This is a genomic window from Vreelandella zhuhanensis (assembly GCF_009793355.1).
Lineage (GTDB): Bacteria > Pseudomonadota > Gammaproteobacteria > Pseudomonadales > Halomonadaceae > Vreelandella > Vreelandella zhuhanensis.
The window spans coordinates 86,731-103,809 of sequence record NZ_WTKP01000005.1 but is presented as its reverse complement, the minus strand read 5'-3'; the positions used below and the strand labels follow the sequence as shown (position 1 = coordinate 103,809).

General features: G+C 54.2%; 19 protein-coding genes. 17 read left to right on the top strand and 2 right to left on the bottom strand.

The features are described 5' to 3' along the window. Window positions 1-82: 82 nt before the first annotated feature. Together cls and GPM19_RS08375 are read left to right on the top strand one after the other, a co-directional pair. Complete coding sequence (gene cls / locus GPM19_RS08380) at window positions 83-1,504, top strand: cardiolipin synthase (RefSeq protein ID WP_160418592.1); 1,422 nt, start codon at window positions 83-85, stop codon at window positions 1,502-1,504. A 77-nt stretch (window positions 1,505-1,581) separates the two neighbouring features. Then, on the top strand, window positions 1,582-2,499 hold the full coding sequence (locus GPM19_RS08375) for a LysR substrate-binding domain-containing protein (protein ID WP_160418591.1): 918 nt from the start codon (window positions 1,582-1,584) through the stop codon (window positions 2,497-2,499). Between the two features lie 21 nt (window positions 2,500-2,520). Here the strand turns inward: GPM19_RS08375 and GPM19_RS08370 are convergent, their stop codons facing one another. Continuing rightward, on the bottom strand, window positions 2,521-3,615 hold the full coding sequence (locus GPM19_RS08370; RefSeq protein ID WP_160418590.1) for a bifunctional nicotinamide-nucleotide adenylyltransferase/Nudix hydroxylase: 1,095 nt from the start codon (window positions 3,613-3,615) through the stop codon (window positions 2,521-2,523). A gap of 117 nt (window positions 3,616-3,732) precedes the next feature. Between GPM19_RS08370 and GPM19_RS08365 the strand changes: the two genes are divergently transcribed. Both GPM19_RS08365 and yccX read left to right on the top strand, forming a co-directional pair. Continuing rightward, window positions 3,733-4,632 (top strand): YihY/virulence factor BrkB family protein, encoded by a 900-nt coding sequence (locus tag GPM19_RS08365; protein ID WP_160418589.1) that lies wholly within the window; start codon window positions 3,733-3,735, stop codon window positions 4,630-4,632. A 50-nt stretch (window positions 4,633-4,682) separates the two neighbouring features. Beyond that, complete coding sequence (gene yccX, locus GPM19_RS08360) at window positions 4,683-4,988, top strand: acylphosphatase (RefSeq protein WP_160418588.1); 306 nt, start codon at window positions 4,683-4,685, stop codon at window positions 4,986-4,988. Here the strand turns inward: yccX and GPM19_RS08355 are convergent. Continuing rightward, entirely contained in the window at window positions 4,985-5,929 is a 945-nt protein-coding gene (locus GPM19_RS08355) for a D-2-hydroxyacid dehydrogenase (protein WP_160418587.1), read from the bottom strand. The genes yccX and GPM19_RS08355 overlap by 4 nt on opposite strands. Window positions 5,930-6,113: 184 nt before the next feature. Between GPM19_RS08355 and GPM19_RS08350 the strand changes: the two genes are divergently transcribed. The 13 genes from GPM19_RS08350 (at window position 6,114) to GPM19_RS08290 (ending at window position 17,076) form a co-directional block, all read left to right on the top strand. Then, window positions 6,114-6,443 (top strand): FmdB family zinc ribbon protein, encoded by a 330-nt coding sequence (locus tag GPM19_RS08350; protein ID WP_160418586.1) that lies wholly within the window; start codon window positions 6,114-6,116, stop codon window positions 6,441-6,443. A gap of 65 nt (window positions 6,444-6,508) precedes the next feature. Then, window positions 6,509-8,290: an aspartate--tRNA ligase gene (gene aspS / locus GPM19_RS08345; protein ID WP_160418585.1), complete on the top strand. Its 1,782-nt coding sequence runs from the start codon at window positions 6,509-6,511 to the stop codon at window positions 8,288-8,290. A gap of 100 nt (window positions 8,291-8,390) precedes the next feature. Further along, window positions 8,391-8,921 carry a crossover junction endodeoxyribonuclease RuvC gene (gene ruvC, locus GPM19_RS08340; RefSeq protein WP_114486679.1) on the top strand — a complete coding sequence of 177 codons (531 nt, stop codon included), beginning with the start codon at window positions 8,391-8,393 and terminating at the stop codon, window positions 8,919-8,921. A 90-nt stretch (window positions 8,922-9,011) separates the two neighbouring features. Beyond that, window positions 9,012-9,620, top strand: a complete 609-nt coding sequence (gene ruvA / locus GPM19_RS08335) for a Holliday junction branch migration protein RuvA (RefSeq protein WP_160418584.1) — start codon at window positions 9,012-9,014, stop codon at window positions 9,618-9,620. A gap of 31 nt (window positions 9,621-9,651) precedes the next feature. Then, window positions 9,652-10,689: a Holliday junction branch migration DNA helicase RuvB gene (ruvB, locus tag GPM19_RS08330; RefSeq protein ID WP_160418583.1), complete on the top strand. Its 1,038-nt coding sequence runs from the start codon at window positions 9,652-9,654 to the stop codon at window positions 10,687-10,689. Continuing rightward, window positions 10,686-11,102: a tol-pal system-associated acyl-CoA thioesterase gene (ybgC, locus tag GPM19_RS08325; RefSeq protein ID WP_160418582.1), complete on the top strand. Its 417-nt coding sequence runs from the start codon at window positions 10,686-10,688 to the stop codon at window positions 11,100-11,102. The genes ruvB and ybgC overlap by 4 nt, the downstream gene beginning before the upstream one ends. Before the next feature lie 112 nt (window positions 11,103-11,214). Beyond that, window positions 11,215-11,904 carry a protein TolQ gene (tolQ, locus tag GPM19_RS08320; RefSeq protein WP_160418581.1) on the top strand — a complete coding sequence of 230 codons (690 nt, stop codon included), beginning with the start codon at window positions 11,215-11,217 and terminating at the stop codon, window positions 11,902-11,904. 12 nt (window positions 11,905-11,916) lie between these two features. Then, the gene (gene tolR / locus GPM19_RS08315; protein ID WP_160418580.1) at window positions 11,917-12,354 is read left to right on the top strand and encodes a protein TolR; all 438 of its coding nucleotides are present in this window, start codon (window positions 11,917-11,919) and stop codon (window positions 12,352-12,354) included. Further along, window positions 12,347-13,495 carry a cell envelope integrity protein TolA gene (gene tolA, locus GPM19_RS08310; protein WP_160418579.1) on the top strand — a complete coding sequence of 383 codons (1,149 nt, stop codon included), beginning with the start codon at window positions 12,347-12,349 and terminating at the stop codon, window positions 13,493-13,495. Before tolR ends, tolA begins: the two co-directional genes overlap by 8 nt. Before the next feature lie 101 nt (window positions 13,496-13,596). Continuing rightward, entirely contained in the window at window positions 13,597-14,838 is a 1,242-nt protein-coding gene (tolB, locus tag GPM19_RS08305) for a Tol-Pal system beta propeller repeat protein TolB (RefSeq protein ID WP_227842287.1), read from the top strand. 40 nt (window positions 14,839-14,878) lie between these two features. Continuing rightward, window positions 14,879-15,436 (top strand): peptidoglycan-associated lipoprotein Pal, encoded by a 558-nt coding sequence (pal, locus tag GPM19_RS08300; RefSeq protein ID WP_160418578.1) that lies wholly within the window; start codon window positions 14,879-14,881, stop codon window positions 15,434-15,436. 11 nt (window positions 15,437-15,447) lie between these two features. Then, window positions 15,448-16,248: a tol-pal system protein YbgF gene (ybgF, locus tag GPM19_RS08295; protein ID WP_160418577.1), complete on the top strand. Its 801-nt coding sequence runs from the start codon at window positions 15,448-15,450 to the stop codon at window positions 16,246-16,248. A gap of 69 nt (window positions 16,249-16,317) precedes the next feature. Then, window positions 16,318-17,076, top strand: a complete 759-nt coding sequence (locus tag GPM19_RS08290; RefSeq protein WP_160418576.1) for a YciK family oxidoreductase — start codon at window positions 16,318-16,320, stop codon at window positions 17,074-17,076. Window positions 17,077-17,079: the final 3 nt, after the last annotated feature.

Here is a 17,079-nt window from a genome sequence, read left to right as displayed (position 1 = left end):
TGTGTAACTAAAGCTGATATAATCGAGCCTCGATTGTTCGAGGCATGACGCCTTATATTTTGAACGTTTACGTGGAGTTGCCATGACATCCTGGTTATTGGGGATGGGCATCATGCTGGTCTACCTGCTGGGCATTTTTTCCGCCTTGCTGGCCTTGATGTCGAGCCGCACGTCTCAAGGTGCTATTGCCTGGATTATTTCCTTGCTGACCATTCCTTACGTGGCAGTACCGGCATATTGGTTTTTTGGACGACCGCGTTTTTATGGCTATGTATCGGCACGCGGTGAGCGCGATACCATCCTGCGCCGTGTCCTGACACGCTACCGCAAGCATTCGACTCCCTACTTGGGATCTTCTACACATAGTCCTGCCATAAGCGTCGTTGAGCAATTGGCAATGATGCCTCTGACACGCGGCAACCGGGCGGAGTTGTTGATTGATGGAGATGCAACCTTCGCCAGCCTGTTCAGTGGTATCGATAATGCTCAGGATTATGTCTTGTTGCAGTTTTTTATCGTGCGTGATGATGCTTTGGGGCTCAAGCTCAAGCGCCATTTACAGAAAGCTGCCGAGCGTGGCGTGAGAGTTTATTTTCTCTACGACGAGGTCGGTAGTCATAAACTCAACGAAAGCTATCTGCGTGACCTGTCAGCCGCCGGAGTGGAAGTTAGTTCATTCCGGTCATCGCGGGGCTTCAAGCACCGTTTTCAGCTGAATTTTCGCAACCACCGCAAGATTGCCGTCATGGATGGCCGGCAGGGGTGGCTGGGAGGTTTCAATGTGGGCGTCGAATACCTGGGACAACATCACCGCCATGGAGCCTGGCGTGACACTCACCTTAAGCTGGAAGGGCCCAGTGTGCTCGGCTTGCAAGAAGCCTTCTGGGAGGATTGGCATTGGGCGAGAGGTGAGGTCATCAGCCTGGCTTGGCAGCCTAAATCGACCTGTGCAGAGAACCAGGACGTGGTGATCGTCCCCTCAGGGCCGGCGGACCCGCAGGAAACCGCCAGTCTGCTGGTACAGCATGCTATTCATAGCGCGCGAACTAGCTTCTGGGTGACAAGTCCCTATTTTGTTCCTGACCAAGGCGTGCAGGATGCGTTACGTCTTGCCGCCATGCGAGGTGTCGATGTTCGAGTAATGATGCCGGAACGCCCAGATCATCTACTGATATTTCTGTCTGCCTTCGCCTTTCTCCCGGATATGTTACGTGCAGGTGTAAAAGTATACCGTTATCTTCCAGGATTTATGCATCAAAAAGTTATGTTAATTGATAATGAAATTGCCACAATAGGCACAATTAATCTGGATAATCGTTCATTCAGACTTAATTTTGAAATTACGGCTTTTATTCCCGATTCAAAATTTGCAAGCCAGGTACATTTAATGCTGGAAGAAGATTTTGCTCAATGCCGTGAGGTAAAAATCGAAGAGATGAATGCAAGACCCTTGTGGAAACACTTGATTTCACGAGCTGCTTATCTATTGGCTCCAGTTTTATGAAAACATTTTTCTAGCCGGCATTGAAGCGCAGCATTGACGGTAATACTTATTAAACATATAGGTGGCAGGAGTCTACGTTGAATCTTGAAACAAAATGGCTGGAAGATTTCGTCACATTAGCCAGTACCCGAAGCTTTTCGGCATCCGCTCGTCAACGTCATGTTACCCAGCCGGCTTTCAGTCGGCGTATTCGAGCCCTAGAACAGGCGGTAGGCGTAACCTTGGTAGATCGTTCCACTACGCCGGTAGATTTAACCTCCGAAGGCCAATTGTTTCTGGTAACAGCTCGCAATCTGGTGGAGCAGCTCAATGAATCACTGGGCCATTTGCGTGGGCTATCCATCGCCAACGAAGCCCTGGATATCGTGGCGGCACATTCATTGGCATTGAGCTTCTATCCCCCCTGGATTTCACGTTTACAAAAAGGGCTAGGGGAGTTACCGACACGCCTTGCTGCCATGAATGTGGGTGAGGCCATCCATGTATTACGTGAGGGCAATTGCGATCTCATGCTGGCATATTACGACCCTTTTGCCACCATGCAGCTAGATGCAGAGGTTTTCCCCTCATTTTCAATCGGTAAAGTGAATATGTTGCCGGTCACCTTGCCGGATTCCGAAGGCAAACCTCTTTTTGCCTTTAATCAAGACGAGTCTTTGCCGTACCTGTCTTATACGCAAGGCGCTTTCCTGGGGCGCAGTGTACGTATGTTGTTGAAAAATGACCCATTGCGCATGAAGTTACGTACTGTGTATGAAACTGCCATGGCTGAAGGATTGAAAGGCATGGTACTTCAAGGGATTGGCGTAGCTTGGATCCCCGATTTCTGTATTCGAGAAGAATTGAACAGCGGGCGACTTGTCCGTGCCGGTGATGAAAAATGGGATATTCCCCTGGAAATCCGTCTATATCGCTGTTCTTTGGTGCATAAACCCGGCGTGGAAAAATTATGGCGGCAAATGATGCGTTTACCACGTGATTTTCTCGAAGCTTGATAGCCAGTTCCTGATAACCAGTTATGGGCTGCCAAGATCGGCCGGCAGGCCAAGAAAGTTTTGAATAATGAAAAAGTGATCTTCGAACAGACTGTCTGGCTCAAGATCTGCCAAAGCCACCCAGCGAGCATGGTCGCCTCCCTTGACGGGTTTTAGTCGGGGAAGTTGTTGTTCAGGACGAAGTGCGAAGTAAAAGGCTTCTGCCAGGGTCCGGCCCCGCCAACTACGATGCGGTTCATCAAAAAGACGCTGGCCACGCAAGGAGCCTTTCAGCACTGGCTCAGGCACTTTCAAGCGTAAACGCTCCCGTAACTCTCTCAGGCATGCATCCAACAGGCGCTCATGAGGGTTGATAAATCCTCCGGGAAGAGCAAACAAGCCTTTGCCGGGTGCAGCTGTGCGGCGCACCAGCAACACATGACCGGATTGCACTACAACGGCGTTCACGGTAACGAAAATAGGTGGGTAGGGTGCTTGTGCCCAAGCTTTCCTATACTGGTCGAGCAACTGCTGTTCTTCGAGTAACTGATGGTATACCTCGCCTTGACAGAACTGTGCCACGCGATCGACAACGCCCGGCGGTAAATCATGCGAAGCACCGGTGCTCAAGTAGTCGTTTGATGCATCCGGTGAGCGGAACAGTCGCTCGCGGATCTGGCTCGCCGAAATACCGTCAACCAGCGGCACACTAACCGATTCCCACTGCGGAAACAGCGATAAATAGTAACTGGACTGTCCACGGCTGGCCCCGATGAGTCCTATGCGAGGCAAGCGTGCATGGGTCGGGGAGGCGATATCGCGCACCTTACGCTGAACATCCCTTACCCACACGTCATCATTGTAAAGGGCGTCCAGCAGAGGGGCGATTTCAAGACGTTCGTTTTCAGCTTCATCAAAGCCGGTGCGCAACATTGCCTGCCGCTCCTCGAATCGCCATGGATTGCGCAATGAGCGAGCCTGCCAGGCAGAGCCCACCAGTACGATTACCTGGCGAGCCTGTTTCAATGCTTCGCGTATCACTGCCAAGTGTCCCAGATGAGGAGGCTGAAAGCGTCCAATGAATACCAGGCAATCGAATTCAGGGGCCGCGGGCAATGTGAGTGACTCTAGAGGCATCCTGGCTTCCCTATGAATACTGAGTGGACGAATAGTAAATGGACGAACTCGCAACGGATAAGTAGTGTATCGAAAATAATTGCTACCAGCAGAATGTCTTTAGGGAGTGAAGCAAAAATGATCAAGGATACCGTCAAATTCTGGAGTCAAGTCTTTCAAGATGCTGTCTCTTTGTGGCTCGAGCGTAATGCATTCAGTTACGCCGGTTCTTTGGCCTTCTACACCTTATTCTCGTTGGCCCCCACAATAATTATTGCCGTCACGGTAATTGGTGTTGTCTTGGGCGAAGACGCCGCTCAAGGACAAATTGTCTCCCAGTTACAGGGAACATTAGGGACTGATGCTGCCATGGCTATCGAACAGGCCGTGGCACAATCCAGAATCGAGGAATCAGGACTATTGCCCACTTTACTAGGGGTTCTCGCCTTGTTGGTAGGGGCGACCACAGTATTTGCTCAGATGCAGTTTTCATTGAATACCATCTGGGGAGTGACCGCCAAACCCACTTCTAATAGTTTGTTCATCTTTCTCAAGACTCGGTTGTTGTCATTGACGGTGGTTTTGTCTATCGGTTTTATCTTGCTGGTATCGCTTGTGGTAGGGGTGATGTTACGCGGCATGTTAAACGTCGCCGACAACCTTTTGCCCTATGCGGGCCTGCTGACAACGGCGTTGGAGTCGCTTATTTCATTGGCCATGGTGACGTTGCTTTTCGCTGCTATTTTCAAGGTGTTGCCGGATGTCGTGCTGAGCTGGCAGGATGTCTTTATAGGGGCGTTAGTGACCGCAGTGCTCTTCACTATCGGCAGAAACCTGATTGCAGTTTATCTTGCCTATACTGCTACCGCTTCTACTTATGGGGCGGCAGGTTCTGTGGTCATGATTTTGCTGTGGGTTTATTACTCGTCGCTTATTCTGCTTTTCGGAGCTGCATTCACCCGTTCATTGCTGTTGCGACGCGGGCGTAAATTGATCCCACGCAATACTGCCGTGGCGGTGAGGCGGGAATTTCTTTAAACGCTTTACCACTACTTGATCTTCACAAGGACCAGAAAAGGAAGTCATTCATGAGTCAGTCAAGTGCCAATTCGTCAAGAACAGAACAGTGCTGTACCCGTGCTTGGGTGACGGGCAAGGTGCAGGGCGTCTGGTTTCGCAATGCGACACAGGAACAAGCACTGCAACGTGGCATTACGGGTTACGCCAAGAACCTGCCCGATGGTCGAGTTGAAGTACTGATGTGTGGCCAACCCGGGGCAGTGCGTGAACTGAGTGAATGGCTATGGCAAGGGCCGGAAAAAGCCCATGTGACTCATGTGGAATTCGAGGTTCTTGAAGCCACTCATGTGCCGGATCATTTTTCGACCCGTTAAGTTGTTTGCGTTTGCCAGGCGTGAATATTGTCAGCGGTCAGATTGACAATATTCTGACGGGCTTCTGGGGTGATCCAGGCGTTATGCGGGGTCACCACCAGATTAAGCGATTCATGCAAGGCATCCAGCAGCGGATGGCCCTCTTTGGGGGGTTCGGTTGGGAGCACATCGACCCCGAGCCCACCCAGCTTGCCTGCGCGCAAGGCATCCAGTGCAGCCAATTCATCAATGACGCCGCCTCGGGCACAGTTGATCAGCAGTAGTTCGGGTTTGGCCTTGGCCAATCGCTCGGCATTGATCAGGTGGCGTGTATCCTCATTCAGTGGACAGTGCAGGCTGATGACATCCGCCTCGGGCAGCAAATCATCCAACGATGAACGTGAGTCGCCGGTTTCATTGCCGGGCCGAGCCGCAAAAGTGACTTTCATGCCAAAAGCTTCGGCAAGGCGCGCCACCTCAGATCCCAGCTCACCTTGGCCGACAATGACCAGCTGTTTACCCGCCAGCTGCAGGGTGGGGTGGTCCTGAAGACAGAAGAACGGACTTGTTTGCCATTTGCCCTGGACGAGGTCTTGCTGGTAGCGCGGCAAGCGATTGGCCAGCGTCAATATCAGCATCAAGGTATGTTGGGACACGCTGGCGGTGCCATAAGCAGCGACGTTCATGACCTGAATGCCTTGTTGTCGGGCGGCATTGAGATCAATGTTGTTAAGGCCTGTGGCTAATACGCAAATCAGCTTGAGGCGTGGCAGCATCGCCAAGGTTTTCGCATCGAGAACTACCTTGTTGACGAGCGCGATGTCTACACTTTTTAGCCGCTCCTTGGCCTGCTCGGAGGTGCTTTGTTCGTGCACGTCCAGATGATCGACACAACGCTCTATAACCGACAGGTCGATTCCCGGTCCCAGGCTTTGAGCATCCAGCAAAACGGCATTAGGCATCAGATATCTCCATTTCGTGCCGACAAGCTGACGGGCCTTGCTCGGCAGGGGTCACAAAAGGGTATAATGTCCGGCTTTGACGGCAGGCTTGGAGTTTTGGTCCCGGCCCGCCACCTAAGGCATTTGGATTGGGCTTATGCCCACCATTGTCCTGTATGGGGTGAGCTTTTCAGGAGTGATCAACATGCCCATCTATGAATATGAGTGCAAGGCCTGTGGTCAGCGGTTGGAAAAACTACAGAAGATCAGCGCGGACCCTTTGACCGAATGTCCTGCCTGCGCGCGTGAAGAGCTTGTACGCTTGGTATCGGCGGCAGGGTTTCGCCTGGCTGGCGGTGGCTGGTATGAAACCGATTTCAAGACCGGCAGCAAGAAAAATCTTGTCGCAGGTGGAGAGGGCGATAAAAAGGCGCCGGCTACCCAAAGCAGTGATGTAACAAGTGATGCCAAGACAAGCGCCACACAGAAAAGCGATACCAGCGGTAACCCCAAACACAAGGGCAGCGCGGCCTGACCGCGAATGCCAGGGCCGTAAGGCCCGTTACTCACTTATAGCCACGCAACAGAACAGGATTTGACATGCGCAGCCATTATTGCGGCCAGCTGAACGAGACTCTGGTGGACCAGACGGTCACCGTATGCGGATGGGTACATCGCCGCCGTGACCACGGTGGGGTGATTTTCCTCGATATGCGCGACCGTGATGGTATCGCCCAGTTCGTGGTCGACCCGGACACCGCCGAGGCTTTCGCTAATGCCGACCGCGCACGTAATGAATACGTGCTGCGCATTACCGGGCACGTACGCCTGCGTCCGGAAGGCACCCAGAATGACACCATGGCCACCGGGTTGATCGAGGTGCTGGCCAAGGAAGTGGAAGTACTCAATACCGCCGCCACCCCGCCGTTCCAGCTTGATGAACATGGCAAGGTGGGCGAAGAAGTCCGCTTGAAGTATCGCTATATCGATCTGCGCCGCCCGGAGATGATCGAAAAACTGCGCCTGCGTTCACGCATTTCTCACAATGTGCGGGCGTTTCTGGAAAACCAGGGTTTTCTGGATATTGAAACACCGGTATTGACCCGTGCCACTCCCGAAGGGGCACGTGATTATCTGGTGCCGAGCCGTACCCATGCAGGCAGCTTCTTTGCTTTGCCGCAATCTCCTCAGCTGTTCAAGCAACTGCTGATGGTGGCGGGGTTTGATCGCTACTACCAGATTGCCAAGTGTTTTCGTGACGAAGATCTGCGTGCCGACCGTCAGCCGGAATTCACCCAGATCGACATCGAAGCATCGTTTGTGGAAGAAAACGATATCATGGGCATCACCGAAGCCATGATTCGTCAGCTGTTCCAGGATGTTCTCAGTGTCGAGCTGCCGGAATTTCCGCGCATGACATGGGCGGAAGCGATGAACCGTTTCGGCTCCGACAAGCCGGACCTGCGCATTCCGCTCGAGTTGACCGATGTCGACGACCTGATGCAACAGGTGGATTTCAAGGTCTTTTCCGGCCCGGCAAAGGCGGAAGACGGCCGTGTGGCGGCATTGAAAGTCACTGGCGGCGCCAAGCTTTCACGCAAGGAAATCGACGAATATACCAAGTTCGTGGGTATCTATGGCGCCAAGGGCCTGGCCTGGATCAAGGTCAATGAACGTGCCAAGGGCCTGGACGGCTTGCAGTCACCCATCGTCAAGTTCATGGAAAATGTGGTCGAAGAACTGCTCGACCGCGTCGATGCTGAAGACGGCGACATCATCTTCTTCGGTGCCGACAAGGCACGCATCGTCAATGAAGCAATCGGTGCGCTACGGGTCAAGCTGGGTGCCGACCTTGAGCTTTACACCCAGGAATGGGCGCCGCTGTGGGTGGTTGATTTCCCCATGTTCGAAGCCGATAACACGGGTCGCCTGAGCCCCTTGCATCACCCCTTTACCGCGCCTTCCTGTAGCCCGGAAGCCCTGAAGACCGACCCTGCCAGTGCTCTGTCTCGCGCCTACGACATGGTACTCAATGGTACGGAGTTGGGTGGTGGTTCGATCCGTATCCACGACCAGACCATGCAAAACACGGTTTTCGAGATTCTAGGCATCGGCGAAGAAGAAGCCCAAGAGAAATTCGGCTTCCTGCTGGATGCATTGCAGTATGGTGCGCCCCCGCATGGTGGTTTGGCCTTCGGTCTGGATCGCTTGGTGATGCTGATGGCCGGCGCACGTACCATTCGTGAAGTCATCGCTTTCCCCAAGACCCAGAGTGCGGCGTGCCTGATGACGGATGCGCCGGGCGAGGTCAGTGGCGACCAGCTCAAGGAGCTCAGCATTCGTTTGCGCCAGAAAGCCAAGGCTGAAGCCGTCAGCGAATGATAACCTGTTAGGTACGGGTTGGATGAATGATGAATGACGTAACACCGACGCCCTAGGGCGTCGGTGTTTTTGATTGAGAAAGAAAAAACCGGGGAACCACATGCGGATTCTGGGAATTGACCCGGGTTCTAGAATTACCGGCTACGGCGTCATTGACCTGGTTCAGGTCAAGCCGCATTACGTGGCCAGCGGCTGTGTACGCACCCGTGATGAGGTGCTTGAACAACGCTTGGCGCAGATTTACGCGGGAATCAGTGAGTTGATTGCCTTGCATCGTCCCGATGTCGTGGCGGTAGAGCGCGTTTTTATGTCAAAAAACGCCGATTCAGCGCTCAAACTCGGACAGGCGCGGGGAGCAGCCATAGTGTGCATTGCCAACCATGGCTTGCCGATGGCGGAATATGCACCTCGCCAGATCAAGCAGGCGGTTACCGGTCAGGGAGGTGCCGCCAAGGTGCAGGTGCAGCATATGGTCACCGCCGTATTGCGCTTGAGCGCCACGCCTCAGGAAGATGCTGCCGATGCGTTAGCGGCAGCGCTGACCTATGCCTATTCGCAAAGTGGTTATGTGAGTGTCGAGGCCGTCGGGAGTCGTCGAAAAACCAGCAGTTGGCGCCAATTCACGCCTTGAGAAGACGATGATCGAATACTGGTCACTTGTACATGGGCGCTTTATAGTAAGCCCTCGGATTCTTCTTTTTCTGCCTGTAGCGAGTTTGTCATGATTGGACGTCTACGCGGCCATTTACTGGAAAAACACCCTCCCTGGTTGGTAGTGGATGTCGACGGTGTGGGTTACGAGGTGGAAGCCTCGATGACTACGCTGGTGGCACTGCCGGTCGTGGGAGACCCCGTTTCCTTGTATACCCATTTGACGGTAAGAGACGACGCCCATTTGCTTTACGGTTTCCTGCGCGAGCAAGAGCGAGCACTGTTTCGTGCCTTGATAAAGGTCAATGGTGTCGGTCCCAAGCTGGCCCTGGCCATTCTTTCAGGAATGGATGAAGACGCCTTCATGCGCTGCGTACGTGACGACGACAGCAAGGCATTGACCCGCTTGCCGGGCGTCGGCAAGAAAACCGCCGAGCGACTGGTCATCGAGATGCGTGACCGCTTCCCGCACTGGCAGGTATCCAACGACGGCAGCTTGCCGCTGGAAGCCACCGCCGGGGTACATGCAACACGAGACGGCCTTGCCGATGCTGAAGCGGCGTTGATAAGCCTGGGTTACAAGCCTACCGAAGCGGCGAAAATGCTTGCAGACCTTGACCGCCATCAGTCCACCGAAGCCTTGATCAAGGCGGCGCTAAGTAACCGCATGGCCGGCTAGGCGATGCCTCGCCGCAAACCGAGATGGAATTATGTTGGAACACGACCGGCTGATCGCCGCGGAAAGAGAGCCGGGGGAAGGGCGTTTCGATCATGCGATTCGTCCCAAGCGCCTGGTGGATTACATCGGCCAGCCTCGCGTGCGCGAGCAATTGGAAATTTTTATCGGGGCCGCGCGTAAACGTCAGGAAAGCCTCGACCACACCCTGGTGTTCGGTCCTCCTGGGTTGGGCAAGACCACCTTGGCTAATATCATTGCCGCCGAAATGGGGGTGGGTCTCAAGTCCACTTCTGGACCGGTACTGGAACGGGCCGGGGATCTGGCGGCAATGCTGACCAACCTGGAGCCCGGTGATGTGTTATTCATTGATGAAATTCACCGCCTTTCCCCCGTGGTGGAAGAAGTATTGTACCCCGCCATGGAGGATTTCCAACTCGATATCATGATCGGTGAAGGCCCTGCGGCACGCTCGATTAAACTGGATTTACCCCAGTTTACCTTGGTGGGGGCCACCACCCGAGCAGGGCTTTTGACCTCACCGCTGCGTGATCGCTTCGGTATCGTTCAACGGCTGGAATTCTATAATCTGGAGGAGCTTACCGAGATTGTGGGGCGCTCGGCACGTTTGCTTGAGGTTGAAACCAGCCATCAGGGAGGCATAGAAATAGCGCGGCGCTCTCGTGGTACGCCGCGGATTGCCAATCGTCTGCTCCGTCGGGTACGTGATTATGCCCAGATCAAAGGCAGCGGCCATATTGATACGGCAATTGCCGATGCAGCCCTGAACATGCTCAATGTGGATCATCATGGTCTGGATCACATGGATCGTCGGTTACTGCTGGCAATGATCGAAAAATTCGATGGTGGGCCGGTGGGCGTTGATTCCCTGTCGGCGGCTATCGGTGAAGAGCGCGATACCATCGAGGATGTCATCGAACCGTACCTGATTCAGCAAGGAATGATGATGCGAACGGCGCGTGGGCGAGTCGTGACTCGGCAGGCATGGCAACATTTCCAGCTGACGCCTCATGAAGATGCCGCTGATGTTGAAGGGGAAGTGCGGCCATGAGTCAGTCAGCGCACCATTTCCACTTTCCTGTTCGGGTGTATATCGAAGATACTGACGCCGGTGGTATCGTCTACTACGTTAATTACCTGAAATTCATGGAGCGCGCTCGTAGCGAATGGCTTCGCCATCACGGTCTCAATCAATGTGTTCTTCTCGAGAACGACACTCAACTGGTGGTACACCAATTGAATTGCCAGTATCGTCGTCCGGCAAGGCTGGATGATGCATTGACGATCACGGCAAGAATTGAAAATCATCAGCCCTGTCGGATGACGTTTCAGCAGGAAGTGTTACGTGGCGAGGAACTTTTGTGCGTTGCAACAGTCGAGATAGCCTGCTTGAGCGCCAAACGATTGCGCCCCAAGGCATGGCCTTCCACCATGCAGGCTGTGTTGTCCAGCAATGTTGTTTAATGACGATATTGTACAATGACGCTGCCAACCAACTGTCGTAGCTGAGCATTAGTGCCCAAGCATATTTTCCACGCCGGCGGAACTGCCGGCGCTTTGATTGATGAGGATATTCGTGAACGATAACGGCATGTCGATACCCCACCTGATCATGAGCGCAAGCACCGTTGTGCAAGTTGTCATGCTGCTGCTACTGGTGGGGTCAGTTCTTTCCTGGGTGGTAATTTTTCAGCGCAGCCTGGCGTTAAGCAAAGCCAAGCGCGAATACGCCGACTTCGAAGAAACCTTTTGGTCCGGAGTCGATCTCAATGAACTCTACCGTGATATTCCCGACGAAGAGCCGCGTAGTGGTGCCGAGCATATTTTCAAGGCCGGTTTTCGAGAGTTCAATCGCCTGTTACCCAAGACACGCAACCCGCAGGCCGTGCTTGAAGGGGTTCAACGCAGCATGCGAGTTGCCTGGTCACGGGAAGAGGATCGACTGAGCCGGCACCTTGTTTTCCTGGCAACGGTAGCATCCGCCAGTCCCTATATAGGTCTATTCGGTACCGTATGGGGAATCATGGGTGCATTCCAGTCGCTTTCACTTTCCCAGCAGGCCACGCTGGCCACTGTCGCTCCTTGGATCGCCGAAGCGCTTATCGCCACCGCCATGGGGCTTTTTGCCGCTATTCCTGCGGTTATTTTCTATAACCGACTGTCCAGTGAAGCCACTCGCCTGTTGGGAAGATACGAGGCCTTTGCCGAAGAATTCTACGCCATACTGCATCGTAACGTGCAGGGGCGTGACACCACGTCGGGCTAAGGGAGTCATATCATGCAAGGACCCTTCAATCGTAACCATCGGCGCAAACCGATGGCGGAAATCAACGTAGTTCCGTTCATTGATGTCATGCTGGTATTGCTGGTGATTTTCATGATTACCGCGCCCATGTTGACCCAAGGTGTCCAGGTTGATCTACCTCAAGTTTCCTCGGAACCTATCGAAGCACTGGAAGACAACGAGCCGATTCTCATTTCCGTTGATCGGGAGGGAAATTACCACCTCTCCTTGGGAGACGAGTCCTCGGAGGTGTCGCTGGATGAGATGGCTCAGCGTGTGATGGCGATACTCCAGCGTCGTCCTGGAGCACCGGTCATGCTTCGCGGAGACCGCAACGTGGCCTATGGGGAAATTGTGGTGTTGATGAGCACACTGCAGCGTTCGGGTGTCGCCAATGTGGGGTTGATTTCCGAGCCACCTCAGGATGGCTGAAGAGGTTGAAAACAGCGTGAAAAAAGGCTTCAAACCACATGATAATCAAGATGTCGGCTATGTCCTCCCTACGCTTTTGGCGGTGGGGGTACATTTGCTGGTGTTGGCGATAAGTATGATCAGTTTGCCTGCTTCGAACCCTGAATCCGAAACGTCTTCGGTGGTTCAGGCGACGCTGGTGAGTACTGAAACTTTCACTGACCAAGCACAGCAAGTCTCTGAGCAGCAGGCAGCGCTTAACGCCCAGCAAGCAACCGAACAAGAGGCCGAGACTCAAGCGGAACAGCAGCGCCAACGTGCTCAGGCCGAAGAAGCGGCCGCCCAGGAAGCCGAGCAACAAGCCGCGCAAGATAGTCAGCGTGAAGTGGAGCGAGAGGCGGCTCTCCTGGCAGCCGAGCAAGAAGCTCAACGTCGAGCTGAGCAGGCACAGCAACAAGCGCAACAACGTGAAGAAGAAGCGGCCGTGCGTGCCGAGGAAGTCGAAGCTCAGCGCCAGCGCGAAGCCGAGGCTCAACAGCAACGCGAAGCCGAAGCTAAGCAGGAACGAGAAGCTGTAGAACAGCGGCGCCGGGAGGAAGAAGCTCAGCGCCAACGGGAAGCCGAGGCCCAACAGCAGCGCGAAGCCGAAGAACAGCGACGCAAAGAGGAGGAGGCCGAGCGTCAGCGTGAAGCCGAGGCCCAGCAGCAGCGTGAAGCTGAAGCACAGCAACGCCGGGAAGAAGAAGCTCAGCAACAGCGCGAAGCTGAAGAACAGCGTCGGCGTGAAGCGGCTGAAGCCGCCGAGCAGGCCATGCAGCGCCAGTTGGCAGGAGAGGCGGAAGCTGCCGCCAATGCCCAACAGGCGCAGCAGGCGGCCAACAGTTTCACTACCATTGTTCGTCGAGCGGTGGAACAGGCTTGGTTGATTCCGCCCGGAGCGAGCGATTCGCTGGATGCTATGCTGGAAATCAGACTTGGCCCATCGGGTGAGATCCTGAATATTTCCATCGTGCGTTCCAGTGGCGATACGACGTTTGATCGTTCTGCGATACAGGCGGTCGAACATGCAGCACCTTTTGGCGAGTTGCGTGATATGCCTAGCGAATATCAACGCGACTTGCGACAGTTCAATTTGCGGTTTACCCCGGGGGATGTTCGCTGATGCAAATGTTGACTAAAACAGGCTTGTGGAAGGGGACATGGTCAGCACTATGGTTGGCTTCGTTACTTTCGAAGAGCACCATCCTGATAAGTGCCCTCCTGATGAGTTCTATGGCGCATGCCAATCTGACTATCGAGATTACACGTGGCAGCGACCAAGCTCTACCGATTGCTGTGGTGCCCTTTGCCACGGAAGGAGCGCCTTCAGAAGACGTGGCGCAAATTATTCAAGACAACCTTGAGCGCAGCGGTTTTTTCTCACCACTTGAGCGCAACGCCATTTTTGAAAGTCCTGACCAGGCAGAAGATGTACAGTTCGGGACTTGGCGTTCGCTGGATGTGCGTTACCTAGTGGTAGGACGAGTCACTGAAACCGGAGGTGGCTATCGTATTGAATATGATCTCATGGATGTCAGCGGACAGCGGCAGATGCTAGGTGAAACCATCACCGCCGAGAGTGGCAATCTGCGTGGCGCCGCCCATCTCGCCAGCGATCAGATATTTGAAGCCATTACCGATATTCGGGGCGCATTTTCCACCCGCATTGCCTATGTCACTGCGGAAGGCGTGGGCAATGCCATGCAATTTGGATTGTACGTTGCCGATGCCGATGGACGTAACAGCCAACAGGTGTTGACCTCCGATGAGCCGATACTTTCACCAGACTGGTCGCCGGACGGGCGTAAGCTCGCCTATGTATCGTTTGAAACCGAGCGACCGGCGATTTATATCCAGGAAGTGGATAGCGGTCGTCGTGTTAGAGCCACTTCGTTCGAAGGACTCAATAGCGCTCCGGCCTGGTCGCCGGATGGACGTAAATTGGCCATGTCGCTCTCCAAGGATGGCCAGCCTGACATCTACGTCATGGACATAGCCAACCGTTCATTCGAGCGTCTTACTCAAAGCAACAGTATCGACACCGAACCTGACTGGGCGCCGGACGGCCGTAGCCTGCTATTTACTTCCGACCGCAGTGGTGCGCCCCAGATTTATCGCTATACCCTAGGTAGCGGCGAGACACAGCGACTGACGTTTACCGGCGACTATAACGCTCGTGGCCGCTTTTCTCCTGATGGTGAAGAACTGTTCTTGATTCATCGTTCAAAACAAGGATTCCAAGTGGCGCGCCAGAACCTGGAAAGTGGTCGTCTGGTGGTCATCAGTGAAACACAGCGTGATGAATCTCCTAGTGTTGCACCGAATGGGACCATGGTAATCTTCGCTACCCAACAGGGTGGCAATGGGGTGCTGAGTGCGGTTTCCGCTGATGGGCGCTCCTCATTCAGGCTTCCCTCCCCACAAGGTGATATACGTGAACCGGCGTGGTCACCGTTTTTGAATTGATGTTGGCATCACACCTATTTTTCAGGCAAGGAGTCTGACTATGCAACTCAAGCCGTTTGCCCGTTCCTTGGCAATTGCGCTGTCCTTGGTGGTTATCGCGGGCTGTTCCAGCACGGGGGGCACTCAGGACGGGGATTCTTACGGTACTCAGGGTGCCGCCGGTACGGGCACAAGTTCCGGTTCAACCACAGGTGCCGGCGCGGGTGGCCAGTATGGCTCCACTTCCGGCACCAGCGGCACGAGTGCCGGACAACAAGCAGATTCGCGGATTCCCGAAGTACGTACCATCCATTTCGATTACGACCGTGACAGCATCAAGAGTGAGTACGAATCGGTCGTCATGGCGCATGCCCGTTACTTGCGCAGCAATCCCAATGCTCAAGTGGTCCTGCATGGACATACCGATGAGCGCGGAACGCGTGAATACAACATGGCGTTGGGCGAGCGTCGTGCCAATGCCGTTCAACGTTTCTTGAACATTCAAGGCGTATCACCATCACAAATGAGTGTCGTGAGTTATGGCGAAGAACGGCCGGCAGCCAGAGGACAAGCCGAACAGGCGTACTCCCAGAACCGTCGTGTGGTGTTCAATTACTGAGGAAGATCTTCATGAATCACAGTCTCAAGTATTGTCTTGTGAGGCTGTGCGGCGCGGGAGCCTTAGTGCTCCCGCTATCCGTATTGCCTTTGCACGCCCAAGCGCAGCGCCCCGTGGTGGAAGACCTTTCCTCGCAACAGGGCGGCAGCAGCAACTTCTATCAACACGCACAAACCAATCAAGCTTCCTCAGGCAATCTGGTGCTGTTCAACCAGGTAGAAGAGCACCAGCAAGAAATCCAGCAATTGCGTGGACAAATCGAAGAGCTGCGCCATCAATTGGAGCAGTTGCGTCGCCAGTCACAACAGCAGTACCTGGACATTGAAGACCGGCTGATGAGCAGTGGGCCAACCCAGCTTGAAGAAGTCACCCCTGAGGTAGAGCCCGAAGCTGCCGAAAAAGTGACAAGTACGCCTTCAGTGAGTGGCGCCAGCGCCGAAGCACAAGGTGACTATCAAGCCGCTTTTGCTCACGTACAGGCACGTCGTTTTGATGATGCCATCCAGGCATTCGATGCCTTTGTCGAGAGCTATCCGGATACCGCCCTGACCGCCAACGGGTATTATTGGCTAGGGGAACTGCATGCCGCCGAAGGTGATCTGGACGCAGCTGATCAAGCATTCAACCGTGTGATCACTGATTACAGCGCCAGCAGTAAACTACCGGATGCACTTTATAAACTGGGGTTGGTAAAAGCGCGCCAAGGGGAGCCGGAGGCGAGCCGTGAGCTGCTGGAAAAAGTTCGCGATGATTACCCACAAAGCAGTGCGGCCGGGCTTGCCAATGACTTCTTGCGTCAAGGCAATGATTAACAGGCTGGCTTTGCTGCTTCTTTATCTCAAGGCCTGTGTTTTCAAGGACATCGCTTTCAAGGAATCACTATGATTTGCAAGATCGACTATCAGGCCGCACCGAATATTCTGGAAAATCGGGTGATACTGGTGACCGGCGCAGGTGACGGTATCGGACGTGCTGCCGCATTACATTATGCTCGCCATGGGGCTACCGTGATTCTGTTAGGGCGCACCATCGCCAAACTTGAAAGCGTGTATGACGAAATAGAAAACCAGGGCGGTCCCCAACCGGCTATTTTTCCACTGAACCTGGAAGGCGCTACGCTGAAAGATTTTCATGACATGGCAGAAACCTTGGACAAGGAATTCGGCCGGCTGGATGGCATTCTTCACAACGCCGGCATACTGGGCAGAATCACGCCCTTTGAGCAGTATAATCCCGAGCTCTGGGAGCAAGTCATGCAGGTCAATATCAACGGACCTATCTGGATGACCCAGGCATTGCTGCCACTGCTCCAAGCCTCCAAGGATGCCTCGGTGATCTTTACCTCGTCAGGCGTCGGGCGCAAAGGGCGAGCCTATTGGGGTGCCTATGCGGTCTCCAAGTTCGCCACAGAAGGGTTCATGGAAGTGCTGGCCGACGAGCTTGAAAACCAGGCCAACATCCGGATCAACAGTCTCAACCCCGGCGCAACCCGGACCCAAATGCGGCGTAGTGCCTTCCCTGGCGAAGACGTTGCTACCTTGCGCACCCCAGACGAGATCATGCCCACCTATCTCTGGCTGATGGGTCCGGACAGCCAGGGCACCAACGGCGAGAAAATCGACGCCCAGCCAGCGCGTTGATCC

Bases quoted from the DNA above. Each gene is read 5' to 3' on its own strand.
- cls (WP_160418592.1), top strand. From the start codon at position 83: ATGACATCCTGGTTATTGGGGATGGGCATCATGCTGGTCTACCTGCTG.
- GPM19_RS08370 (WP_160418590.1), bottom strand. From the start codon at position 3,615: ATGCCTCTAGAGTCACTCACATTGCCCGCGGCCCCTGAATTCGATTGC.
- GPM19_RS08365 (WP_160418589.1), top strand. From the start codon at position 3,733: ATGATCAAGGATACCGTCAAATTCTGGAGTCAAGTCTTTCAAGATGCT.
- yccX (WP_160418588.1), top strand. From the start codon at position 4,683: ATGAGTCAGTCAAGTGCCAATTCGTCAAGAACAGAACAGTGCTGTACC.
- GPM19_RS08355 (WP_160418587.1), bottom strand. From the start codon at position 5,929: ATGCCTAATGCCGTTTTGCTGGATGCTCAAAGCCTGGGACCGGGAATC.
- GPM19_RS08350 (WP_160418586.1), top strand. From the start codon at position 6,114: ATGCCCATCTATGAATATGAGTGCAAGGCCTGTGGTCAGCGGTTGGAA.
- aspS (WP_160418585.1), top strand. From the start codon at position 6,509: ATGCGCAGCCATTATTGCGGCCAGCTGAACGAGACTCTGGTGGACCAG.
- ruvC (WP_114486679.1), top strand. From the start codon at position 8,391: ATGCGGATTCTGGGAATTGACCCGGGTTCTAGAATTACCGGCTACGGC.
- ruvA (WP_160418584.1), top strand. From the start codon at position 9,012: ATGATTGGACGTCTACGCGGCCATTTACTGGAAAAACACCCTCCCTGG.
- ruvB (WP_160418583.1), top strand. From the start codon at position 9,652: ATGTTGGAACACGACCGGCTGATCGCCGCGGAAAGAGAGCCGGGGGAA.
- ybgC (WP_160418582.1), top strand. From the start codon at position 10,686: ATGAGTCAGTCAGCGCACCATTTCCACTTTCCTGTTCGGGTGTATATC.
- tolR (WP_160418580.1), top strand. From the start codon at position 11,917: ATGCAAGGACCCTTCAATCGTAACCATCGGCGCAAACCGATGGCGGAA.
- tolA (WP_160418579.1), top strand. From the start codon at position 12,347: ATGGCTGAAGAGGTTGAAAACAGCGTGAAAAAAGGCTTCAAACCACAT.
- tolB (WP_227842287.1), top strand. From the start codon at position 13,597: ATGAGTTCTATGGCGCATGCCAATCTGACTATCGAGATTACACGTGGC.
- pal (WP_160418578.1), top strand. From the start codon at position 14,879: ATGCAACTCAAGCCGTTTGCCCGTTCCTTGGCAATTGCGCTGTCCTTG.
- ybgF (WP_160418577.1), top strand. From the start codon at position 15,448: ATGAATCACAGTCTCAAGTATTGTCTTGTGAGGCTGTGCGGCGCGGGA.
- GPM19_RS08290 (WP_160418576.1), top strand. From the start codon at position 16,318: ATGATTTGCAAGATCGACTATCAGGCCGCACCGAATATTCTGGAAAAT.